Annotated in this window: 19 protein-coding genes; 7 read left to right on the forward strand and 12 right to left on the reverse strand. The window is 69.4% G+C overall.

Features of this window, described 5'->3' with window-relative positions; translation table 11 throughout:
- Positions 1-19: 19 nt before the first annotated feature.
- Both asd and KGA65_RS14525 read right to left on the reverse strand, forming a co-directional pair.
- A complete protein-coding gene (gene asd / locus KGA65_RS14520; RefSeq protein ID WP_225863830.1) occupies positions 20-871 on the reverse strand; it encodes an archaetidylserine decarboxylase in 852 nt (283 codons plus the stop codon).
- A gap of 77 nt (positions 872-948) precedes the next feature.
- Entirely contained in the window at positions 949-1,506 is a 558-nt protein-coding gene (locus tag KGA65_RS14525; protein ID WP_225863831.1) for a DUF1415 domain-containing protein, read from the reverse strand.
- A 124-nt stretch (positions 1,507-1,630) separates the two neighbouring features.
- Between KGA65_RS14525 and KGA65_RS14530 the strand changes: the two genes are divergently transcribed.
- On the forward strand, positions 1,631-2,407 hold the full coding sequence (locus KGA65_RS14530; protein WP_225863832.1) for a ParA family protein: 777 nt from the start codon (positions 1,631-1,633) through the stop codon (positions 2,405-2,407).
- Between the two features lie 218 nt (positions 2,408-2,625).
- Here the strand turns inward: KGA65_RS14530 and KGA65_RS14535 are convergent, their stop codons facing one another.
- Both KGA65_RS14535 and KGA65_RS14540 read right to left on the reverse strand, forming a co-directional pair.
- Positions 2,626-3,012: a VOC family protein gene (locus KGA65_RS14535; protein ID WP_225863833.1), complete on the reverse strand. Its 387-nt coding sequence runs from the start codon at positions 3,010-3,012 to the stop codon at positions 2,626-2,628.
- 24 nt (positions 3,013-3,036) lie between these two features.
- On the reverse strand, positions 3,037-3,582 hold the full coding sequence (locus tag KGA65_RS14540; protein WP_225863834.1) for a YgjP-like metallopeptidase domain-containing protein: 546 nt from the start codon (positions 3,580-3,582) through the stop codon (positions 3,037-3,039).
- A gap of 79 nt (positions 3,583-3,661) precedes the next feature.
- On the opposite strand from KGA65_RS14540, the gene KGA65_RS14545 reads away from it, so the two are divergent.
- Positions 3,662-4,075: a GlcG/HbpS family heme-binding protein gene (locus tag KGA65_RS14545; RefSeq protein ID WP_225863835.1), complete on the forward strand. Its 414-nt coding sequence runs from the start codon at positions 3,662-3,664 to the stop codon at positions 4,073-4,075.
- Between the two features lie 70 nt (positions 4,076-4,145).
- Positions 4,146-5,033, forward strand: coding sequence for an HDOD domain-containing protein (locus KGA65_RS14550; RefSeq protein ID WP_225863836.1), 888 nt, complete (start codon positions 4,146-4,148; stop codon positions 5,031-5,033).
- Positions 5,034-5,070: 37 nt separating this feature from the next.
- On the opposite strand, the gene minE is transcribed toward KGA65_RS14550, so the two are convergent.
- The 5 genes from minE to KGA65_RS14575 all read right to left on the reverse strand — a co-directional run bounded on the left by minE (position 5,071) and on the right by KGA65_RS14575 (position 8,339).
- Positions 5,071-5,331 carry a cell division topological specificity factor MinE gene (minE, locus tag KGA65_RS14555; RefSeq protein ID WP_225863837.1) on the reverse strand — a complete coding sequence of 87 codons (261 nt, stop codon included), beginning with the start codon at positions 5,329-5,331 and terminating at the stop codon, positions 5,071-5,073.
- A 6-nt stretch (positions 5,332-5,337) separates the two neighbouring features.
- Complete coding sequence (minD, locus tag KGA65_RS14560; RefSeq protein ID WP_225863838.1) at positions 5,338-6,153, reverse strand: septum site-determining protein MinD; 816 nt, start codon at positions 6,151-6,153, stop codon at positions 5,338-5,340.
- Positions 6,154-6,184: 31 nt separating this feature from the next.
- Positions 6,185-6,985: a septum site-determining protein MinC gene (gene minC, locus KGA65_RS14565; RefSeq protein ID WP_225863839.1), complete on the reverse strand. Its 801-nt coding sequence runs from the start codon at positions 6,983-6,985 to the stop codon at positions 6,185-6,187.
- Positions 6,894-8,036, reverse strand: a complete 1,143-nt coding sequence (locus KGA65_RS14570; protein ID WP_310740972.1) for a tRNA dihydrouridine synthase — start codon at positions 8,034-8,036, stop codon at positions 6,894-6,896. The genes minC and KGA65_RS14570 overlap by 92 nt, the downstream gene beginning before the upstream one ends.
- Before the next feature lie 66 nt (positions 8,037-8,102).
- Positions 8,103-8,339: a hypothetical protein gene (locus KGA65_RS14575; protein ID WP_225863840.1), complete on the reverse strand. Its 237-nt coding sequence runs from the start codon at positions 8,337-8,339 to the stop codon at positions 8,103-8,105.
- A 210-nt stretch (positions 8,340-8,549) separates the two neighbouring features.
- Here KGA65_RS14575 and KGA65_RS14580 point away from each other — a divergent pair, with 210 nt between their 5' ends.
- Positions 8,550-10,583: a S9 family peptidase gene (locus tag KGA65_RS14580; protein ID WP_225863841.1), complete on the forward strand. Its 2,034-nt coding sequence runs from the start codon at positions 8,550-8,552 to the stop codon at positions 10,581-10,583.
- Positions 10,584-10,670: 87 nt separating this feature from the next.
- Positions 10,671-13,169, forward strand: coding sequence for an alkaline phosphatase D family protein (locus KGA65_RS14585; protein ID WP_310740973.1), 2,499 nt, complete (start codon positions 10,671-10,673; stop codon positions 13,167-13,169).
- A gap of 16 nt (positions 13,170-13,185) precedes the next feature.
- Here the strand turns inward: KGA65_RS14585 and rsgA are convergent, their stop codons facing one another.
- A complete protein-coding gene (gene rsgA, locus KGA65_RS14590) occupies positions 13,186-14,271 on the reverse strand; it encodes a ribosome small subunit-dependent GTPase A (protein ID WP_225863842.1) in 1,086 nt (361 codons plus the stop codon).
- A 325-nt stretch (positions 14,272-14,596) separates the two neighbouring features.
- Between rsgA and KGA65_RS14595 the strand changes: the two genes are divergently transcribed.
- Positions 14,597-14,833 carry an RNA-binding S4 domain-containing protein gene (locus tag KGA65_RS14595; protein ID WP_225863843.1) on the forward strand — a complete coding sequence of 79 codons (237 nt, stop codon included), beginning with the start codon at positions 14,597-14,599 and terminating at the stop codon, positions 14,831-14,833.
- Between the two features lie 31 nt (positions 14,834-14,864).
- Here the strand turns inward: KGA65_RS14595 and KGA65_RS14600 are convergent, their stop codons facing one another.
- Positions 14,865-17,093: a TonB-dependent receptor plug domain-containing protein gene (locus tag KGA65_RS14600; protein WP_225863844.1), complete on the reverse strand. Its 2,229-nt coding sequence runs from the start codon at positions 17,091-17,093 to the stop codon at positions 14,865-14,867.
- A 455-nt stretch (positions 17,094-17,548) separates the two neighbouring features.
- On the opposite strand from KGA65_RS14600, the gene KGA65_RS14605 reads away from it, so the two are divergent.
- Entirely contained in the window at positions 17,549-19,219 is a 1,671-nt protein-coding gene (locus tag KGA65_RS14605) for a DEAD/DEAH box helicase (protein ID WP_225863845.1), read from the forward strand.
- Here the strand turns inward: KGA65_RS14605 and KGA65_RS14610 are convergent.
- A complete protein-coding gene (locus tag KGA65_RS14610; protein WP_225863846.1) occupies positions 19,126-21,204 on the reverse strand; it encodes a M3 family metallopeptidase in 2,079 nt (692 codons plus the stop codon). The two genes, KGA65_RS14605 and KGA65_RS14610, sit on opposite strands and share 94 nt — an antisense overlap.
- Positions 21,205-21,277 lie beyond the last annotated feature (73 nt).

A 21,277-nucleotide genomic window follows, 5' to 3' on the forward strand; every position in this document is an offset into this window, starting at 1 on the left:
TCAGTGCACCGGTCGGCACTCAGCCCCGGTGGGCCATCACCTCGCCCAGGCGGATCGCACCGCCGGGCGCCCAGGCGGGGTTGAACTGCAGCGGCCCCTGCGGGAACAGCATCACCACGGTGGAGCCCAGCAGGAAGCGGCCCATCTCCTCGCCCTGGCGCAGCTGCACCGGCGCGGCGGTGTCGTCGTAACGCCATTCGCGCACGTGGCCGGGGCGCGGCGGGTTGACCACGCCGTGCCACACGGTGGCCATGCTGCCGACGATGGTGGCGCCCACCAGCACCAGCACGAAGGGACCGTGCGCCCCCTCGAACACACAGACCACCCGCTCGTTGCGGGCAAACAGCCCGGGCACGCCGCGGGCGGTGATGGGGTTGACGGAGAACAGCTCGCCCGGCACGTGGATCATGCGCGTGAGCCGGCCATCGCAGGGCATGTGGATGCGGTGGTAGTCGCGCGGGCTCAGGTACAGGCAGGCGAAGTGGCCGTGGTCAAAGCGCGCGGCCAAGGCGGTGTCCCCCCCCACCAGGGCGGTGCTGCTGTAGTGGTGGCCCTTGGCCTGCAGCAGCTGGTCGCGCTGCAACGGGCCAAACTGACTGATCGCACCATCCACCGGGCAGATCAGGTCGGCCCGCGCCAGCGGGCGGGCCTCGGGCTTCAAGGCCCGGGTGAAGAAGTCATTGAAGGTGGCGTAGGCGGCCGGGTCGGGCTGCACCGCCTCGTCCATGTTCACGCCGTAGCGGCGGATGAAGCGCCGGATGATGCCGGTGGTGATGATGCCCCAGCGTCCCCCGGCCACCCAGCCGGCAAAGGACGTGAGGGCCCGCTTGGGCAGCAGGTACTGGGGCAGGACGGCGAGGCGGTCGGACACGTTGGCGGCGGCAGGCTGAAGTGAGTGCCCGGGCACGCACGCCAGGGCAGGATGGCGCGCGATTGTAAGGACGCCGCTCAGCCCTTCTTGGGCGGGAAGAGCTGCCGCCAGCCATCCAGACCCAGGCGCTCCAGCGTCTCGATGTTGCGCTCGTAGATGGCCTCGGCCTCGGGGAAGGCCTCCACCGCGCGGTCGATGCTGGCCTCGCGGATCAGGTGCAGCGTGGGGTACGGGGCGCGGTTGGTGAAGTTGGACACATCGTCGATGTCCGTGCCGGCGAACTGGAACTGCGGGTGGAAGCTGGCAATCTGCAGCGTGCCCTCCAGGTTCAGCGCCTCCAGCGCGGCATCGGCCTCGTCCAGGAAGTCGTTGAAATCCAGGAAGTCCTGCAACGCCAGCGGGTGCACCAGCAGCGTGGTGTCGGTCACCTCCGGGTCCACCTCGGACAGGTGGCGCAGCTCAGCCACCAGTTCGTCGCGCAGGGCCTCGGGCGTGGTGGCCTCGCTCACCACGGTACGCACCTGGCCCTTCACCCGCACGCTCTTGGCAAAGGGGCACAGGTTCAGGCCGATGACGGCCTTGTCCAGCCAGTCCAGGGTGTCGGCCAGCACCTGCTGGCGGAAGGTCTCGTCCATGGGGGCTCCGAAGGTTCTGGCGCGCATTGTCCCCTGCCCCGCGCACCATGCCAGGGTGTGCCCGGAGCCGGCCAGACCTTGTTGCGATGCACAATCACGCCAGCGCCCGACAGGAGACGTGCTCATGCGATACGTGGTGTTCAATCAAAAAGGCGGTGTGGGCAAATCCACCATCGCCAGCAACCTGGCGGCCATCAGCGCCAGCCAGGGCCTGCGCACCCTGCTGGTGGACCTGGACCCCCAGGGCAATTCCACCCGCTACCTGCTGGGCGAGGCGGCCGACGAGGCCCCGGCCGGCGTGGCCGACTTCTTCGAGCAGCAGCTCAAGTTCAGCGTGCGCACGCCCACCCTGGACGAGTTCATCACCCAGACACCCTTCGAGGGCCTGGACCTGATGGCCTCCAGCCCGGCACTGGACGACATGCACGGCAAGCTGGAGTCACGCTACAAGATCTACAAGCTGCGCGACGCCCTGGCCGAGCTGCAGGCCACCGGCTACGACCAGGTGTGGATCGACACCCCACCGGCGCTGAACTTCTACACCCGCTCGGCACTGATCGCGGCGCAGGGCTGCCTGATCCCCTTCGACTGCGACGATTTCTCGCGCCGGGCGCTCTACACCCTGCTGGAGAACGTGCAGGAGATCCAGTCCGACCACAACGAGGAGCTGAAGGTCAGCGGCATCGTGGTCAACCAGTTCCAACCGCGCGCCAGCTTGCCCCAGCGCATCGTGCAGGAGCTGGTCGATGAGGGCTTGCCGGTGCTGCAACCCTATTTGGGCAGCAGCGTGAAGGTGAAGGAATCGCACGAGCGCAACCTGCCGCTGATCCACCTGGATGCACGGCACAAGCTGACCCAGGACTTCCTGGCCCTGCACGCGGCCATCGGCGCGGCCGCCTGATGATGACAGGGGCTCAGCCCACCCAGAGCACCGCCCCCGAGGCCAGCAGGCAATAGGCACCGAACAGGTGCAGCTCGGCGGCGCCTCGAACGGCGGCGAGCAGGGCCAACGTCAGAGTTGGCAGAACACCCATGGGACTGGCCGCGAGGGGCAAAGCGGCATTGCCCCGGGCACGGCACGCCCCAACCTGTCGGAAAGCTGAGGGGCCGGTGACCGATTCAGGCGAAGAACTCGCGCAGCTGGAAGACATTGCCCTCTGGGTCGCAGGCATTGCGCACCCGAAAACGCGGGCCGGCCCACTCCTCGTCGAAGACGATGCCGCCGAACTCGGCGGCGCGCTCGCGCGCCTCGGCCAGGCTGTCCACCGTGAAGAAGAGCTTGAGCGCCGTGTCCTCCCGCGGGACCGGAGGGGTGTGGAGTTGCACCCGCTCGGCGTAGGCCGGCGGCAGTGCATGCAGCACCATCTGGAAGTCGGGCGACTCGATCACCATCAGCTCCGGCGTCGCGTGCAGGGTGCGCATGCCCAGCAGCGCTTCGTAGAAGACAGCTAGGCGGTTCATGTCCTTGGCGTAGATCAGCGCGCCGGCGCGGGCGGGTCCTGACATCGGGCCTCCGGTCTCCAGGGGGTCTCAGGGTTGCGGCGCAGCCTGCCGCCGGGACCATTCACCGTGCAGCAGCCACAGCCGGGTGTCGAATTCCAGCTGATGGTAGTCGGGCGCCAGGTGGGTGCACAACGCATAGAAGGCCTTGTCGTGCTCGCGCTCCTTCAGGTGGGACAGCTCGTGCACGACGATCATGCGCAGGAAGTCGGCCGGCGCGTCGCGGAACAGGCTGGCCACGCGGATCTCGCGCTTGGCCTTGAGCTTGCCACCCTGCACCCGCGAGATGGCGGTGTGCGTGCCCAGGGCCTGGGTCAGCACCTTGAGCTTGGCGTCATAGGCCACCAGCGACAGCGGGCCGCTCTGGCGCATGTGGCGCTGCTTCAGCTCCATCACGTACTGGTAGAGCGCGCCATCGGTGCGCACGGTGTGCGCCTCCGGGTGGCGGCGGGCCAGCACCTCGCCCAGCTGGCCGGCTTCCAGCACGGGCGGCACCTGGGCCAGCAGTTCGGGCGCATAGCCGCCCAGGAAGCGGGCGATCAAGGGGGACAGGTTCGTGACCGGTGAAACAGACATGACCGAATTGTCGGTTCTGAGTGCCCCCAGCGCGGCGATACTTCCCGTTTCACAGTTCAACCCTCTCACGGAACCCACGATGTTCACCAAGCCCTGCCTCAGCCATGCCGACGTCACCGCCATCCTGGACGGCGCCCGCGCCGAAGCCCAGCGCAACCAATGGGCTGTGTCCATCGCCGTGGTGGACGACGGCGGCCACCTGCTGGGTCTGTATCGCCTGGATGGCGCGGCCCCGATCTCGGCCCACATCGCCCCGGCCAAGGCCCACAGCGCCGCGCTGGGCCGCCGTGAGACGGTGGGCTACGAGGAAATGATCAACAAGGGCCGCATCTCCTTCCTGAGCGCCCCGACCCTGGAAGGCATGCTCGAAGGCGGCGTGCCCGTGGTGGTGGACGGCCAGGTCATCGGCGCCGTGGGCGTCAGCGGCGTGAAGTCCAACGAGGACGCGCAGATCGCCAAGGCCGGCATCGCCGCCCTGGGCCTGGGCGCCTGAGTCAGAACCTCCTTGATTGGGCGGGCCGGCTGCCGATAACGGAAGCAACCGTCCTGCCCCCCACGCCGACATGACCGAGACCCCCGCGCCCGCACGTTCGCGTGCCCAGCAAGTCCGCCAGGAGCTGGATCAGGCCCACCGCAGCGGCCCGCTGCGGACCATCGTGATTCCGCCCTGCCCGGAACTGCTCACCCGCATGCGCGACGCGCTGGCCCAGGCCGAACCGGATCTCAACGAGGTGGCCCGCATCGCCGCCAGCGACGTGGCCATGTCGGCCATGTTGATCAAGGCGGCCAACAGCCCGGCCTTCTCCACCGGCCAGCCGGTGCAGACGGTGGGCCAGGCCATGACCCGCCTGGGCCTGCAGAAGACCGCCCAGGAGATGACCGCCTACCTGGTGCGCACCACGCTCAAGATCAACAGCCCGCAGCTGCAGCGCTTCTGGGAGCGTTCCACCAAACGGGCCGTGGCCATGGGCCACATCGCGCACCACCTGCCGGGCCTGTCGGTGGACGTGGCCCACACCTACGGGCTGTTCGCCCACGTGGGCATGCCGGTGATGATGCAAAGCCTGCGTGGCTACGCCGGGACGATGGCCGAGGCCGCGGCCCGCATCGACCGCCCCTACATCGCCACCGAGAACGCCAACCACCGCACCGACCATGCGGTGGTGGGGGCGCTGGTGGCGCGGGTCTGGCAGCTGGCCCCCGAGGTGATGGTGGCCATCCGCCGCCACCACGACCTGGAGATGCTGGGCGACGCGGAGACCGAGCCCGAAGCCCACACGCTGGTGGCCGCCGGTCTGGTGGCCGAGCACCTGATGCGCCGCCATGAGGGCCTGCCGCCCGATTCCGACTGGGACCAGCATTGCCAAGTGGCGCTGGACTGGCTGCACACCACGCCGGACGACCTGTCCCAGTGGGAAGAGGAGCTGCTGCCGCTGCTGGACGCCTGCTGAAGGCCCCACAGCGCGACAGCGGGCTGTGCAGGCGCGCTCAGCGCGCGTCTGGCAACTCGATCTTCACTTCCAGCACTTCCAGGTTGTCCTGGCGTTCAAGCTGGACCTTCAGGTCCTCCGGGTTGATCTTCACGTACTTGGAGATCACCGCCACCAGTTCGCGCTGCAGCGCAGGCAGATAGTCGGGCGTGGCAGCGCTGCGGCCGCTCCGCTCGTGCGCCAGGATGATCTGCAGCCGTTCCTTGGCCACCGTGGCGGTGGTCTTCTTCTCGCCGAGGAAAAAGGAGAGAAAGGACATGGGCTGTTACCTCCCACCAAAGATACGCTTGAAGAAGCCTGGCTTGACCGCATCGGTGAAGCGCAGGGGCTTCTCTTCACCCAGGAAGCGGGCCACCACGTCCTGATAGGCCTCGGACACATCGGTCTCCTTGAGGTGGATGGCCGGCACGCCCTGGTTGGAGGCCTCCAGCACGCTTTCCGACTCGGGGATCACGCCGATCAGCTCGATGCGCAGGATCTCCTGGATGTCTTCCAGCGACAGCATCTGGCCGCCCACCACCCGGTTCGGGTTGTAGCGGGTGATCAGCAGGTGCTCCTTGATCGGCTCGGCGCCGGAGATGGCGCGCTGCGTCTTGGAGGCCAGGATGCCCAGGATGCGGTCGGAGTCGCGCACCGAGGAGACCTCGGGGTTGGTCACCACCAGCGCCTCGTCGGCGAAGTGCATGGCCATCAGCGCGCCGGTCTCGATGCCGGCGGGCGAGTCACAGACGATGTAGTCGAAGCCCATCTCCTTGAGCTCACCCAGCACCCGTTCCACGCCTTCCTGGGTCAGCGCGTCCTTGTCGCGGGTTTGCGAGGCGGCCAGGATGAACAGGTTGTCGCACTGCTTGTCCTTGATCAGCGCCTGCTTGAGCGTGGCCTCGTTGTGGATCACGTTGATCAGGTCGTAGACCACGCGGCGTTCGCAGCCCATGATCAGGTCCAGATTGCGCAGACCGACATCGAAGTCGATCACGGCGGTCTTGTGGCCGCGCAGGGCCAGGCCGGAGGCAAAGCTGGCCGATGTGGTGGTCTTGCCGACGCCTCCCTTGCCGGAGGTCACCACGACGATCTTGGTCATCGGTTCAGGTCCTTTCGAGAATTTTTCGGAGTCAGAACTTCAAGGGTTCAAACAGCAGCTTGTCGCCCTCCAGCCGCACCTGGGCCGGCTTGCCGGACACCTCGGGCGGCAGGCCGGCTTCGGTGGTGCGCCAGGTGCCGGCGATGGAGACCAGCTGAGGCTCCATGCAGGCCGCGAAGATGCGGGCCTTGGTGTCGCCCTGCGCGCCAGCAATGGCGCGGCCACGCAGCGGCGCATAGACGTGGATGCTGCCGTCGGCGATCACCTCGGCGCCAAAGCTCACCACCGCCAGCACGATCAGGTCCGCCCCACGGGCATAGACCTGCTGGCCGGAGCGCAGCGGCTTGTCGATGATCACGGTGGCGGGGGCCGGTGCAGCCACTTCAGGCGCAGGCGCGGCGGCAGGAGCTTGGGCAGGCGCCACCGGCTCGGCGGGCGGTGCCACCGGGGCGGGTGCGGGCGCAGCAGCAGCCTCGGGCGCGGGCTCCGCACGGTGCGGGCCGGCTTCGGGCGCCTCGGCCAGACCGGCCTCCAGCGCTGCGGCCATCTGCTCGGGCGTGCCGCCGCGGGCGGCCATCGGGTTGAAGCCGAAACGGCGCAGCAGCGGCAGCAGCGCGGCGAAATCGGGCAGTTCGCCCTCCTCGCGCAGGTGGCTGAGGTCCACACACAGCGGCTCGTGCTCGAACAGGCCGGGCGTGGCGCCATAGCGGGCCTGCAGGGCCTCGCCCAGGGCGGTCAGATCAGGCGTCCGGAGTTGCAGCGCCAGAACGGTCAGCGCAGCGCTCTTGAGTTCGAACACCGAGGTCGCCGGGACCTTGGAAGACAGGGACATGGCGCGGGGGATGCGTTGGATCAAGGGCTCCGTCACACGGGAGCCATCCCGCAGTGTACCGGGCGACGGCCCCGTTCCGGCCTTCGCCCCCGGGGCCAGCCCCTTCCGGCCCCAGCAGCGCCAGCGCGATGCGCCGCCCGTCTGTCTCACCGCGCCAGGCCTGGTAGGCGGCCTCGGCCTCCGGGTGGCGACGGCGCAGCAGGTTGAGCCACTGCTTGAAGCGGCCGGCCTGGTGGCGGGGGATGATGCGCAGCCGCACCAGATCCCAGAACACCGCCAGCAGGGGCTGCAGGGCCGCCCAGTCCAGGCCGGCGGGCGTGGCCTCTCCCCGCCAGGCGGCACGCACCGCCAGCGCCAGGCCCGGGTCGCAGACCATGCCACGCCCCAGCATCAGGTCGGTGCAGCCACTTTCGGCCTGACAGCGGCGGGCGTCCTCGGCAGTCCAGATCTCGCCATTGGCCACCACCGGGATGGCGACCGCGGCGCGGATGGCGCCGATGCGGTCCCAGTAGGCCGGCGGCCGGTAGCCCTGGGCCTTGGTGCGGCCATGCACCACCAGCTCCTGCGCGCCACCTTCGGCCAGGGCCAGGGCGCACTCCACGGCCCGGGCGTCGTCCAGATTGCCCAGGCGCATCTTGGCCGAGACCGCCGTGCCCGGCGGCACGGTGCGGCTGACCTCGCGCAGGATGCGGTGCATCAGCGCCGGCTCGTCCAGCAGCGCGGCGCCCCCCCGATGCCGGTTAACCACCTTGGCCGGGCAGCCGAAGTTCAGGTCCACCCCGTGCGGGCTGAGGCTGGCCAGGCGCGCGGCGTTGTCGGCCAGGCAGACCGGGTCGGAGCCCAGCAACTGGCCCCGCACCGGCACGCCAGCGGGCGTGCAGCCCCCCTGGGCCAGCTCGGGCATCACACGCTGATAGACCCGCTCGGGCAGCAGGGTGTCGGTGACGCGGATGAACTCGCTCACGCAGCGCGTGATGCCCCCTGCCCGGGTCAGGACATCGCGCAGCGTGGCATCGAGCAGCCCCTCCATCGGGGCCAGCAACAGGTTCATCGCGGTTCGGGCAGACGGTGCAAACCCGAGACGATACCTGCTCCACGCGGCGCGCGCGGGGCCGCCTCAGTGCGTGGCCGGCAGCACGTGGGGGAAGGTGTATTCCCGACCGATCACGGCGCGGGCATACAGGTAGTGCTCGCGCGCACGCTCGCTCAGGCCGTCCAGGTCGACATGCCCCTGGGCGTCGCAGGGGAAGACCACACCGCGGCCGGCATGGAACAGCGAATCGAAGCGGAGCAGGTACTGCGTCAGCGGCAGGTCGGAAGCCGGCGCGACACAGCAGGTGTGAAGACGGACCATGGCATTTCTCCCCGGCACCCACCCCGGATGCCATGGACACCACTCTAGGCAGCGCCCCGGGCGCGGGACATCGGCGGGCGACTGTGCGTCCTGTCGGCGCACGCGCGCGGCAGAGTGTCGGAAAGCCGCCGACAAGGGTTGACCCGCATCGGTCTGGCGGACGGTACATTGCGGGACCGCCTTTTTCTCACGCCTGTTCCGCGTCCACCCATGCGCCTCACGACGTCCGTCCTGTGCCTGATCACCGCGCTGCTGGCCAGCGCCTGCAGCTCACTGCCCACCGCCGAGCCGGGCGTGCTGGCCCCCAACCCCAACCTGGTGGTGCAGGGCATTCCCCCGGTGCCGATGTCTCTGGTGAAAGCCGTCGGGCGGTACACCGAGTTCAGCGGCGACCGTTTCGTGGACTGGCACCCCAACCGGCGAGAGATGCTGATCAGCCACCGCGCCGAGGGAGCCAGCACGCCCCAGCTTTACCGCCTGAGCGGCCCCATGGCCGAGCCCGAAGCCCTGACCGACTTCGCCGACCCGGTGCGGGTGGGCCGCTATGACCCGCGCGATGGCCGCTACATCGTCTTTCAGCGCGCCAGCGGCGGCAACGAGGCCGACCAGCTATACCGCCTGGACCTGGACACCCGGGTGGTGACCCCGCTGGTGGACGCCGGCCAGCGCTATGAAATGAACGTCTGGCTGCACGGCAACGCCGCGCCGGGGGCGGAAGCCCCACCGGCCCAGCTGCTCTACACCGCCGTGCCGCTGGACCGCACCGCCCAGGGCGACCGCCGGGCCAGCGTGGACACCACGCTGTGGCTGGCCGACCCGCTGCACCCGGAGGGCCGCCGCAGTGTGGCCACCCTGCCCGGCACCGGCTGGGAGGCCACCGCCGTGTCGCCCGACGACCGCCAGGTGGCACTGCTGCGCTACCTGTCGGCCAACCGCACCGAAATCTGGCTGCTGGACCTGGTCAACGGTGAGCGGCGTCAGCTGCTGCCGCCGGTCGGCGACACCACGTCTGCCACCTGGTTCCCCCAGGCCTTCCAACCTGACGGCCGGGGCCTGCTGCTGAGCAGCGACGCGCGCGGCGAATTCCGCCAGCTGCTGCGCCTGGATCTGAAGAGCGGCCACTTGACGCCCGCCCGCCTGCCCATCCCCTGGGACCTGGACCTGGCCAGCAGCACGGAGGAAGGCGACCTGCTGGCCGTGCTGGCCAACGAAGATGGCCGCACGGTGCTGCACCTGGTGGACAGCCGCACGCTGAGTGAACTGCCCCAGCCCACGCTGCCCGAGGGCACGGTGGGCCAGGCCAGCTTCCACCCGGCCACGCGCGAGCTGGCCTTCTCGCTCAACAACAGCGCCGGCCCCAGCCAGCTCTACAGCCTCAACCCGGCCACCGGCCAGGTGCAGCAGTGGACCGAAGCCCAGGCCCCGGCGGGCCTGGACCCGCAGCAGTTCGCCCGGCAGGCGGTGGTGCGCTGGCCGAGCTTTGACGGCCTGACGATCTCGGGCCTGATCTCACGGGCTGACCCGCAGCGCTTTCCTGGCCGCCGGCCGGTGCTGATCGCGATCCACGGCGGCCCGGAAGGCCAGGCCCGTATCGGCTTCCTGGGCCAGGCCAACTACTACGTGCACGAACTGGGCGTGACCATTGTGCAGCCCAACGTGCGTGGCTCCAGCGGCTTCGGCAAGACCTTCCTGGCGGCCGACAACGGCCCGAAGCGCGAGGACTCGGTCCAGGACATCGGCGCCCTGCTCGACTGGATTGCCACCCAGCCCGACCTGGACCCGAGCCGCGTGCTGGTGATCGGCGGCAGCTATGGCGGCTACATGAGCCTGGCGGTGGCCGAGCACTACGCCGACCGCATCGCCGGCAACATCGACATCGTCGGCATCTCGCACTTCGTGACCTTCCTGAACAACACCGAGAGCTACCGGCGCGACCTGCGGCGGGTGGAGTACGGTGACGAGCGCGATCCCGCGATGCGCGCCTTCCTGGAGCGCATCTCACCGCTCACCAACGCCGAGAAGATCCAGAAGCCGATGTTCGTGGTGCAGGGCAAGAACGACCCGCGCGTGCCCTGGACCGAGGCCGAGCAGATCGTCGCCAAGGTGCGCGCCAACGGCGTGCCGGTCTGGTACCTGCGTGCCGAGAACGAGGGTCACGGCTTCCAGCGCAAGGAGAACGCCGACTTCCAGTTCTACGCCACGGTGCTGTTCCTGCAGCAGACGCTGCTGAAACCGCAAAACTGAGCGGTTCCGTCACGCGACGGTCACCATCGCCCGGAAACATGGCCCATCGCCCGCTACCGCGGGCCTTCCTGTTTCCGGAGTCACCCCATGATGGACCGTCGCCGCTTCCTGAAGCTGAGCAGCTTCTTTTCGATCTCCACCCTCTCGGCCGGCATGAGCGCCGGCCTCAGTGCCTGCAGCGGCGATGACCCGGTCACGCCCGAGGCCACCGGCTCGGCCTGGGCCTTCCCGCAGAGCGTGGCCTCGGCCGACCCGCGCGCGGACAGCATCGTGCTGTGGACCCGGGTCTCGCCCAGCGGCGTGGACGGCGCGGCCTCGCTGCAGGGCGGGCAGGACGTGAGCATCCGCCTGGTGGTGACCGCCACCGACAACAGCAGCCTGCTGGGCAGCAACGGCGCGCTGAGCGGCCCCGCACTGGCCGACCTGCGGCTGGCCGCCTATGCCGACTACGACGGCACCCTCCGCCACAAGCTGACCGGCCTGTCGCCGGCCACCACCTACTACTACCAGTTCACCGCCGGTGCAGTGCGCTCCAACGTGGGCCGTTTCAAGACGGCTGCCGCCAGCACCACCGCGCTCGATCAGTTGCGCTTTGCCTTCATCACCTGCCAGGACTGGAGCGTCAACCACTGGGCCGGCTACGAGCACCTGGTGGCCAACGAGACCGAGCTGGACTTCTTCCTGCACCTGGGCGACTACATCTACGAGACCGTGGGCGCCGACTTCCAGAACGGGCTGGTGGAGAGCCGCCACACCGCGCTGGCCCTGCCCGACGGTGCCAGCAAGGCCGACGGCAGCAGCGGCACCTACGCCAACGCGCTGGACGATTACCGCTACCTCTACAAGCGCTACCGCAGCGATGCGCGCATCCAGGCCCTGCACGAGCGCTTCGCGATGATCGCGATCTGGGACGACCACGAGTTCACCGACGACTGCTGGCAGGACGCCGAGACCTACGACCTGGGCACCTACGACGCCACCACCGGCGCGGCCGACAACACCCACCAGACGGCGCGCCGCCTGCATGCCAACCGCGCCTGGTTCGAGTTCATGCCGGCCGATGTGAGCTACGACGCCGACAGCAGCAGCATCGACGCGATCCAGATCTACCGCAGCTTCCAGTTCGGCACCCTGGCCCAGCTGGCGATGACCGACGAACGCCTCTACCGCGCCGACCACACCCTTCCCGAGGCGGCCGTGGGGTCGAGCATCGGCTCGCGCTACATGGTGCCGGCCAGCACGCTGGCCGCGGCCACCACCGCCAAGATCAGCGCCGCAACGGCCGCGGGCGCCGCCGACCCGATCGCCCCGGTGTCCATGCTGGGCACCACCCAACGCGCCTGGTGGCAGAACACGATGAAGTCGACCAGCGCCACCTGGAAGTTGTGGGGCAACGAGGTGTCGCTGCTGCGCATGGGCCTGAACGGCACGGATGCGATTGCCACCTTGGTGGCCTTGAACGCCATCAGCACACTGGCCACCCAGATCGGCTCGGCGGCCAGCAGCACCGGCAGCGTGCCGGTGGCCGCCGCCCTGGTGGCGGCCGTGACCGCCGGGGCCAGCCAGGCCACCGCCACCAGTGCCGCCGTGGCCATCGCCACGGCCGATGCGAGCAGCGCCAACCTGACCACCGCCGCCGTGGGCGCGGGCCTGAGCGCCACGCAAGCGGCCATCGCCGTGGCGGCCTACACGGCCGCCCAATCGGCCGCTGGCGCGGGCAGCAGCGCGCAGGCCAGCGCCGCCGCCCAGGTGATCGCCTTCGGCCTGATCAAGCCCGACATCCAGGCCCACGGGGTCAGCTCCAGCTTCATCGTCGCGGCCGGGCTGCAGACCAGCCTGGCGCCCTACTTCCAGAAGTTCCTGCTCAACTGTGACCAGTGGGATGGCTACAACGCCGAGCGCAAGGCCCTGATGGGCTTCCTGCGCGACAACGCCATCCAGAACGTGGTGGCGCTGACGGGCGACATCCACGCCTTCTTCGCTGGCACCGTGCGGGACGATTTCGACACGGGCTCGGGCCAGGACGTGATGGTGGACCTGGTCACCGCGGGCATGAGCTCGGACTCGTTCTTCTCCTACCTGAGCAGCGCGGTGGGCGAGCTGTCGGCCGAACTGGCCACGCTGGTGGTCTACACCCTGTCCATCCCGACGGCGGCCGGCACGCTCAGCGTGCCCTTCAACCTGCTGGACTACACGATGGGCAAGGCCGCGCCCACGCTGGACAGCCTGGCCGAACAGGCCCGCGTGCGGGTGCGCGGTGCGCTGGCCCAGGCCGGCGTGGCCGAGGCTGCGCTGGACACCACGACCGACACCGTGCTGGCCGCGCTGAAGGCCGACAGCGGCTTCAACACCACGCTGCTGGGGCTGGCGCAGCAGCTCGCCAGCCTGAACTCCAACCCCTGGCTGAAGCACGTCAACACCGATGCCCAGGGCTACTCGGTGGTGACCTTGACGGCCCAGCAGCTGCGCTGCGAGTTCCGCCAGGTGAACCGGCTGATCGGGACCAGCGCCCCGTCCACCTCGGTCATCGCCCGCACCACCACCGCGGTGGTGACGGCCGGCACCGCGGCCGTCACGGTGAGCTGAGCTGGGCGGGTGCGTCTCAGCCCCGCTTGATCCGCATCACCTCCCGCGTGGCCTTGCTGCGGGCCTTCCACTGTGCCTGCTGTTCCCGCCGTTGCAGGGCGTCCTGCTCCTGCCGGCGGGCTTCGCGCTGCAGCTTGTGCCAGCTCAGCAGCCGTGCGGGGGCTACCTGCCCACGCACCGCGCAACCAGGCTCGTCCTGGTGCTGGCAATCGCGGAAGCGGCACTGCGTGGCCAGTTGACCGATGTCGTCGAAAGCCCGGGCCAGCTCGGCTTCGTCGGCATCCAGCTGCAGGCCGCGCAGGCCCGGGGTGTCGATCACACAGGCGCCCGAGGGGCAGCGGTGCAGCGAGCGGGCGGTGGTGGTGTGGCGGCCCCGGCCGTCCTGCACGCGGGCCGCGCCGGTGCGCTGAACATCACCGTCCGTCGGCCCGACCAGGGTGTTCAGCAGCGTGCTCTTGCCCGCGCCGCTGGAGCCCAGCAGCACCAGCGTGCGGCCCGGCTGCAACCAGGGTGCCAGGGCCTGCGCCGCCTGCGGGCTGCGCCCGTCGAGCGCCAGCACCGGCACCGCGGCGCCTGCCGGCCCCAGATGCTGCCGAACCGCAGCCACCCGGGCCTGCGGCGCGGGATGACAGTCGGCCTGGGTCAGCACCACCACCGGGTCCACCTCGGCCAGGCGCACCAGCGCCAGATAGCGGTCCAGCCGTCGCAGGTTGAAGTCGTGACCGCAGGTCATCACCAGCAGCGCATGGTCCACATGGCTGACCAGGGCCTGGCGCTGGCCACTGGGGTCGCGCCGCACCAGCCGGTGGTCGGGCGGCAGCACGGCCACCACCCAGCCGGCCTCCGGCCGCTCGGGGCGCATCAGCACCCAGTCGCCCACGGTCAGGCTGTCGCCCTCGAGCTGCAGGCGCGCCTGCAAGGCCGGCCACAGCCGCGCTTCATGTTGCGCATGACCATCGTGCAGGGTGCAGCGGTCGCGCTGCACCTCGGTGACCCGCATCAGCCGGTCGGCGGGGTCGGAACTCAGGCTCAGGGCCTGGGAAACCAAAGATGAATGAAGTCCCAGACGACGCAGGGCGTCGAAGTCGTTCGTGTCGAACATGGATGTCGCTTCCGTGGGCCGACCTCGGCAGGTCGGCCCGGGTGCGCGCAAGGCGCACAGGGTCGAATGACGCGCCAGGCACAAGGGCACAGCACGTGACGGCGGCAGAGGCCGTGACCGGATGGAAGCGAGAGAGAAACCCCGGTGCGGGGCGGTGCGGGTGGATCACCCGCGCAGATTCAACCTGCGCTCAACGGGCCACGGCAGAGAGGGCAAGTTCCGAGCGTTGCATCATGGTCGTCCTCCTGTGGCTTGAGGGGTTGAAGAAAAACTGAGGTTTGCACTCTGGCGTGGCCGCCGCGAGTTGTCAAGCAAAATGCCCACCATGCAAGAGATCGAACTGCCGCTGCGCGGCGAGCACATTCCCCTGGACGCCCTGCTCAAGGCCACCGGCCTGGCCCCCAGCGGCGGCACCGCCAAGCAACTGATCGCCGCCGGCGAAGTGCGGGTGGATGGCCAGGTGGAACTGCGCAAGACCTGCAAGATCCGCGCGGGTCAGCGGGTCACGCTGGGCGAGCAGACCGTGGTCGTGGTGGCCGACCCCGAGGGTGGCGGGGACTAAGCCCTCAGCCGGTGCCCCGGGGCTGCGGGGCTCAGAGCTTCATTTCGAGCTGCAGCGCCCAGTTGATGTAGCTGCGCGACAGCGTCGTGGCCGTCTCGTCGCCCACGGCGCTGGCCGTCTGCACCCAGCGCGGGTCCAGGTTGCTGGCGCTCAGCCGCACCCGGGCATTGGGCGAGACCTGGTAGAGGCCATAGAGGTCGATGACCCGCTTCGGGCTTTGCACCGCCCACTGGTTCTCCGACAGGCGGGTGCGGTAGCCCGGCGTCCAGTTGACGTTGCCGCCCACCGTCACCGGCGTCTGCGGGATCTTGTAGTCGGCCCCCAGGTTCAGCGAGCCAGCGGCCTGCTGGCTCAGCCGGTTGTCCGGCCCGGGCACGCCATCCACGCGCGACTGGTAGAGGCTGACATTGCTGCGCACATCCACCGCCGGCGCCGTAGCCCACAGCGTGCTCAGACGGAACTTGGCCTCCAGCTCGATGCCCTGCGTGCGGGCATTGCCGATGTTGGCCGGGCTGGACACCCAGCGGGTGCTGCCATCGCCCTGCGGCACGGCCGTGGTCAGGGTGCGCATCAGGTTGCTGATGCGGCGGGCAAACAGGTTGGCGCTGAGCATGCCGCCATCGTCCAGGTAGACCTCGTAGGCCAGGTCCACGCCGGTGGCCAGCTCGGGCTTCAGGTCCGGGTTGCCCGCCTTGTCCGGGTTGGTCTCGGAGTTGGTGCCCTTGGCCAGCCAGGTCGTGCCGATCAGGTCGCTCAGGTCGGGCGAGCGGTAGCTGCGGGTCAGGCTGATGCGGATCTGGTCGCGGCGCTTGGGGTCGAACTTGTAGACCGCATGCAGCAGCGGCGTCCAGACGCTGCTGAGGTTGCTGTGGTTGATGCCGTCGCTGCCCTCGCTCTGGGTGCGGATGCCCTCCCAGCGCAGGCCGGCATAGGCCGCCCACTGCGGGCTGATGTTCCACTCGTCCTGCGCATAACCGGCCAGCCGCAGGCTGTTGGCCAGGTAGTCGTCGCCATCGTCGGCGGTGGCAGGCAGGCCGTTGGTCAGCTGGCGGTTGCTCTGGTTGCGGCGGGCGTATTCGCTCTCGAAGCCGGTGACCAGGCTGTGGTCGTTCTCCAGCAGCAGGCTGTACTTGGCGCTGGCGTTGCCGGTGCGCTCCACGCCCTGCGAGCGATCGTCCTCCCGCTGGGTGCCGCCCTGCTCGCTGTCGAACTCGGTCGTCCAGCTGTGGCTGAGGTTGCGCGACTGGCCCACACCGGCCCTGAGCTCCAGGCTGCCCTCGCCCGCGCGGCCACGCCACTGGCTGTTGACCCGCGCCAGCGAAAATTCACTGTCCGTCTTGCTGCTGCTGGCGCTGTAGGGCAAGGTGCCCAGCGCGCCGGGTTCGAAGCTCGAATCGCCATGGCTGTTGCCGCTGGCATAGACCAGCATCGGCATCAGCATCAGGGTGTCGCCGCCGTCGAACTTCCACTGCAGCTTGCTGCCCAGGTGGACACCGTTGCGTTCGCTGTTGGCGCGCTTGTCCTCGGTGCGGTCGTCGGTGTCGTTGACGGTGTGGACCTGACTGGCATCGGCCCGGTCGAAGCGGAAGGCCGAGAGCGTGACGTTGTAGTTCATCGCCCCGAAGGTGTCCTCACGCGACCAGGACGCGCGCGGCTGCACCCGGCCGTTCTCCAGGCCGACGCTGGCCCGCACATCGTTGCGCCGTTTGGTGAAGCCCTCGCGGGTGATGATGTTGATGGTGCCGGCGATGGCCCGGGCGCCGGTCTCGGCGGTGGGCGCGCGCAGGATCTCGATGCGCTCGATCTGGTCCGGGTCGATCGAATCGAGCGACAGGCCGCCCTGCACCCGCTCGCCATCGAGCAGGATCTGGGTGTAGCCACCGCCCAGGCCGCGCATGCGGATGTTGCCGCCACGGCCGGGCGTGCCCGACAACGTGACGCCCGGCAGGCGCTTGAGCAGATCGCCCACGGTGCTGTCGCCGAACTTCTCGATCTCGTCGCGGCCGACGATGATCTTGGCGGCCGTGGAGCGCCGCCGCGCCTCGACATCGGACAGCGCGCTGCCGTTGACCTCGATCCGCTGCACCCCCGGCGTCGCCGGAGCCGGGTTCTGGCCGGGCGCGGGGTCTGCCGTCGGCGGCGGGGCGCTCTGCGCCAGCAGGGCCGGCGATGCAGCCAGCAGGCCGATCGCCAGCAGGCAAGGGTTCAGACGAAACGGGTGCGCGGCCCGCCAGAGGGGCCGAAAGGTGTTGGACGACAAGGAAGCCTCGACGGGGAGTGGCCAGGGAGAAGGTGACGCGATCTGGCGGCGGCTGGGCTTCGGACGATGAAGCATTCGCGTCTGGATGAGAATTGTGCCGGCGACTTCAGTTCCCCGTTTGTCAAAACGGACACATCCTGATAGAATTTCTCGCTTGGAGCAAAAATGCTGACCGCCACGGGCTGTTCTCTCAATAGCCTTTCTGTGTGAGTTGGTCTTTTGCCGGAGCCATCCGGCCGCTCCTGCGGTAGCTAGCCGCCTTTCGCACATCCCCTTCGACCTTCCGGTTTCTTGCCTTGTGGGCCTCGGCCTGCCAGGTGGTTCATCAGAGCCGGGCTTCGCTGCAGTCTGCAGGTGGCCCAGCACGGTCGGTGGCGATGCCCTTGACTGCCCCACCGTGCCGTTCGCAGCCCTTTGCTTTGATCTGGGCTGCCCGGTGCTCTTTGAAGGTTGATATGAGTTTTGAATCCCTGGGTCTCGACGAGGCCCTGCTGAGCGCCGTGCGCACCGCCGGCTACGAGAACCCCACTGAAGTCCAGGCCCGTGCCATTCCGGCCGCGTTGGCCGGGCGCGATCTGCGCGTCTGCTCTGCCACGGGCAGCGGCAAGACCGCGTCCTTCGTGCTGCCCGCGCTGATGCGCGTGCTGGAGGCCCGCAAGGACCCCGCCAACAAGCCCAAGCGCGGTGAGGTCAAAGGCCCGCGCATCCTGGTGCTGGTGCCCACCCGTGAACTGTCGATGCAGGTGGCCAAGGCGGCCTCCGACTACGGCCGCCATGTCCAATGGCTGTCGGTGACCAGCGTGGTCGGCGGCGTGCCCTACCCCGCCCAGCTCAAGGCGCTGCGCAGCCCGCTGGACATCCTGATCGCCACCCCGGGCCGCCTGATCGACCACATCCAGAGCGGCAAGGCCGTGCTGGAGAACGTCGAGATGCTGGTGCTGGACGAAGCCGACCGCATGCTGGACATGGGCTTCATCGAGGACATCGAGCACATCGCTGCGCAGCTGCCCGCCAAGCGTCAGACGCTGATGGCCAGCGCCACCTTCGACGGTGAAGTAGGCCGCCTGGCCCAGCGCCTGCAGAAGGAAGATGTCGAACGCATCGAGGTGGACGGCCACACCGCCAAGCATGAAAACATCACCCAGCAGCTGATGTGGGCCGACAGCATCGACCACAAGCAGGCCCTGCTCGACAGCCTGCTGACCGACCGTGCCGTGGACCAGGCCGTGGTCTTCACCAGCACCCAGGTCGATGCCGACTTCCTGGCGGACCGCCTGGCCGACATGGGCCACAAGGTTGCTGCACTGCACGGTGGCATGCCGCAAGGCCGCCGCAACCGCGTGCTGCAAGGCCTGCGCAGCCGTCAGCTGCGCATCCTGGTGGCCACCGACGTGGCCGCCCGCGGCATCGACGTGCCCACCATCACCCACGTGATCAACTACGGTCTGCCGCTCAAGGCCGAGGACTATGTGCACCGCATCGGCCGTACCGGCCGTGCCGGCCGCGAGGGCCGTGCCGTGACGCTGGCCGAGCGCCGCGATGTGCCGATGATCCGCCGCATCCAGCAGTACACCACGCAGCCGATCCCGGTGATCACGGTGGAAGGTCTGGAACCCAGCCGGCCGGCACCGGAGATCTTCGGTGCGCGTCCGCCGCGGGGTGGCGCACCGCGCGGCCGTGGCAGCTTCGGCGGTGGGTTCGGGGGTGGCTTTGGCGGCAAGGGCGGCCAGCAGGACCGCCAGGGCTACGGTGCGCGCCCGCCGCGTGACCGTCGCCCCACCGATCGTCCGTTCGACCGTGCAGAGCGCCCGGCCTTCGGCCGCCAGGATGGTCCGTTCGAGCGCCGTGAAGGCGGCCAGCGCGATGGCGGCTACTTCGAACGTCGTGACGGTGGGCCTTCCGCCCGCCGCGAAACCGCGCCGTTCGAGCACCGCACGCCGCGCACCGACCGCCCGGTCTTCGACCGCCGTGACGGGGCCGAGCGTCCGCCGCGCGCGCCTTTTGAAGGCAACCGCGACAACCGCGGCCCGCGTCAGGGCGCTGGCAAGCCGGCCTCGGCCGGCAACAAGCCGCGCTTTGCCAACAGCGGCTCCAACGCCGGCAAGCGTCCCCGGAAGGACGTGTAAGCCGCGGTGGGGTCCACCGTGTCCCCCACCGCGTAGATGTGGCGCAGCAGCCGCTGCGCCACCCTTGGATCAAAGGGGTTGCCGGCCTCGACAAAGGCGTTGAAGGCGTCGGCATCCAGCACCTCGGCCCAGAGGTAGACGTAGTAGCCCGCGGCATAGCCCGCGCCGGCGAACAGATGCTGGAAATGCGGCAAGCGATGCCGCATGCCCACCGCGGCCGGCATGCCCAGCCGCTGCAGCGCGGCCTGCTCGAAGGCCACCACATCGCCCGGCCCCGCCGGGTCGCTCAGCGCGTGGACCTCCAGGTCCACCAGCGCACTGCCGGTGTAGCTCACCGTCTCATAGCCCTGCCCCCAGCGGCGCGCCGTCTCCAGGCGGTCGATCAGCCCCTGTGGGATCGGCTCGCCCGTCTGCCAGTGGCGGGCATGGCGACGCAGCACCTCGGGCTCGCCCAGCCAGTGCTCGAACAGCTGCGAGGGCAGCTCCACGAAGTCGCGCAGCACCTGCGTGCCGGCCAGCCGGTGGTAGGTGACGTTGGACAGCAGACCATGCAGGCCATGGCCGAACTCGTGGAACAGCGTGCGCGCGTCGTCGAAGGACAGCAGCGTGGGCTGGCCGGGCGCCGCCTTGGCGAAGTTGTTGTTGTTGACGATGATGGGCCGCTCCACCCCGCGGTTGCGCGACTGGTAGGCAAAGTCGCTCATCCAGGCGCCCGAGCGCTTGGTGGCACGGGCGAAGTTGTCCTGCAGGAACAGGCCGGCGCTGCGCCCGTCTGCGTCGAACATCTCGTAGACCTTCACATCCGGGTGGTAGGCCGACACCTCCGGCCGGGCCTCGAAGCGCACGCCGAACAGGCGCTGGGCGCAGTCGAACAAGGCCTCGACCATGCGCTCCAACGAGAAGTACGGCTTCACCTCGGCGTCGTCGATGTCGTAGCGGGCCTGCCGCACCTTCTCCGACCAGTAACGCCAGTCCCAGGCCTCGGGCTCGCCCTCCACACCGTGGCTGCGCATCATCGCGATCAGCGCCTGGCGCTCGCGCTCGGCCGCCGGCAGGGCCCGCTGCCAGACCTCGCCCAGCAGTTGCCGTACCGCCTGCTGGCCGCCGGCCATGCTGTCGGTCAGCACGTAGTCGGCGTAGTTGTCGAAGCCGTGTTCGCGCGCCTGGGCATTGCGCAGCACCAGGATGCGCTCAATCAAGGCACGGTTGTCCGTGTCGCCCGCCATCTCGCCACGGCGGCTCCAGGCGGCCCAGGCTTGCTCACGCAGGTCGCGCCGGTCGGAATAGGTCAGGAAGGGCTCGATCAGCGAGCGGTTCAGGGTGATGACATGAGCGGCCTCGTCCAGGTCACGCTCGGCTGCGGCCTGACGTGCGGCGGCGCGCACGAAGTCCGGCAGGCCGGCCAGGTCGGCATCGCCGCGCAGCACCAGCTGGTAGGCCGCCTCATCGGCCAGCACGTTCTGGGCGAACTGAGTGCACAGCGTGGCCAGTTCTTCCATGATGGCCGCATAGCGCACCTGGGCCGCCGGCCCCAGGCGGGCGCCGGCCCGCACGCAATCCAGGTGCAGGCGCTCCAGCAGACGCAAGGCCTCGGGCACCAAGCCCAGCGCATGGCGCTGCCCATGCAGTGCGTCCAGCCGCGCAAACACCCCCGGGTGCATCTTGACCCGGGTGTCGTGCGCCGCCATCGGGGCGGCCAGTTCGCGCTGCACCGCCTGCAGGGCCGGCGAGGTGGCCGAGGCGGTCAGGTTGGACAGCAGCGCATCCAACCGGTAGAGCCAGGCGCCGGAACGGTCCAGGGCCGCCACGGTGTTCTCGAAGTTCGGGGCTTCTGGGTTGCCCGCAATGGCGTCCAGCTCTTCGAGCTGCTCGGCCATCGCCGCCTGCATCGCCGGCCCGAAATGACCCGGCTGGATCTCCGCGAACGGGGGCAGGCCATAGGGCCCAGGCCACTTGGCCAGCAAAGGATTGTGGTGGGTGTTCATCGTGTGCTCTGGCCTCTTGTGGTGTTTCCCTGCGCTTCATGATGCCACCGCCCTGCGCGTGATCTCCACCCGC

This window comes from Ideonella benzenivorans (genome assembly GCF_020387415.1).
Lineage (GTDB): Bacteria > Pseudomonadota > Gammaproteobacteria > Burkholderiales > Burkholderiaceae_C > Ideonella > Ideonella benzenivorans.

What these genes read in the sequence shown, in the direction of transcription:
- KGA65_RS14525 (WP_225863831.1), bottom strand. Translation starts at nt 1,506, where the DNA reads ATGGACGAGACCTTCCGCCAGCAGGTGCTGGCCGACACCCTGGACTGG.
- KGA65_RS14530 (WP_225863832.1), top strand. Translation starts at nt 1,631, where the DNA reads ATGCGATACGTGGTGTTCAATCAAAAAGGCGGTGTGGGCAAATCCACC.
- KGA65_RS14535 (WP_225863833.1), bottom strand. Translation starts at nt 3,012, where the DNA reads ATGTCAGGACCCGCCCGCGCCGGCGCGCTGATCTACGCCAAGGACATG.
- KGA65_RS14540 (WP_225863834.1), bottom strand. Translation starts at nt 3,582, where the DNA reads ATGTCTGTTTCACCGGTCACGAACCTGTCCCCCTTGATCGCCCGCTTC.
- KGA65_RS14545 (WP_225863835.1), top strand. Translation starts at nt 3,662, where the DNA reads ATGTTCACCAAGCCCTGCCTCAGCCATGCCGACGTCACCGCCATCCTG.
- KGA65_RS14550 (WP_225863836.1), top strand. Translation starts at nt 4,146, where the DNA reads ATGACCGAGACCCCCGCGCCCGCACGTTCGCGTGCCCAGCAAGTCCGC.
- minE (WP_225863837.1), bottom strand. Translation starts at nt 5,331, where the DNA reads ATGTCCTTTCTCTCCTTTTTCCTCGGCGAGAAGAAGACCACCGCCACG.
- minD (WP_225863838.1), bottom strand. Translation starts at nt 6,153, where the DNA reads ATGACCAAGATCGTCGTGGTGACCTCCGGCAAGGGAGGCGTCGGCAAG.
- minC (WP_225863839.1), bottom strand. Translation starts at nt 6,985, where the DNA reads ATGTCCCTGTCTTCCAAGGTCCCGGCGACCTCGGTGTTCGAACTCAAG.
- KGA65_RS14570 (WP_310740972.1), bottom strand. Translation starts at nt 8,036, where the DNA reads ATGAACCTGTTGCTGGCCCCGATGGAGGGGCTGCTCGATGCCACGCTG.
- KGA65_RS14575 (WP_225863840.1), bottom strand. Translation starts at nt 8,339, where the DNA reads ATGGTCCGTCTTCACACCTGCTGTGTCGCGCCGGCTTCCGACCTGCCG.
- KGA65_RS14580 (WP_225863841.1), top strand. Translation starts at nt 8,550, where the DNA reads ATGCGCCTCACGACGTCCGTCCTGTGCCTGATCACCGCGCTGCTGGCC.
- KGA65_RS14585 (WP_310740973.1), top strand. Translation starts at nt 10,671, where the DNA reads ATGATGGACCGTCGCCGCTTCCTGAAGCTGAGCAGCTTCTTTTCGATC.
- rsgA (WP_225863842.1), bottom strand. Translation starts at nt 14,271, where the DNA reads ATGTTCGACACGAACGACTTCGACGCCCTGCGTCGTCTGGGACTTCAT.
- KGA65_RS14595 (WP_225863843.1), top strand. Translation starts at nt 14,597, where the DNA reads ATGCAAGAGATCGAACTGCCGCTGCGCGGCGAGCACATTCCCCTGGAC.
- KGA65_RS14605 (WP_225863845.1), top strand. Translation starts at nt 17,549, where the DNA reads ATGAGTTTTGAATCCCTGGGTCTCGACGAGGCCCTGCTGAGCGCCGTG.
- KGA65_RS14610 (WP_225863846.1), bottom strand. Translation starts at nt 21,204, where the DNA reads ATGAACACCCACCACAATCCTTTGCTGGCCAAGTGGCCTGGGCCCTAT.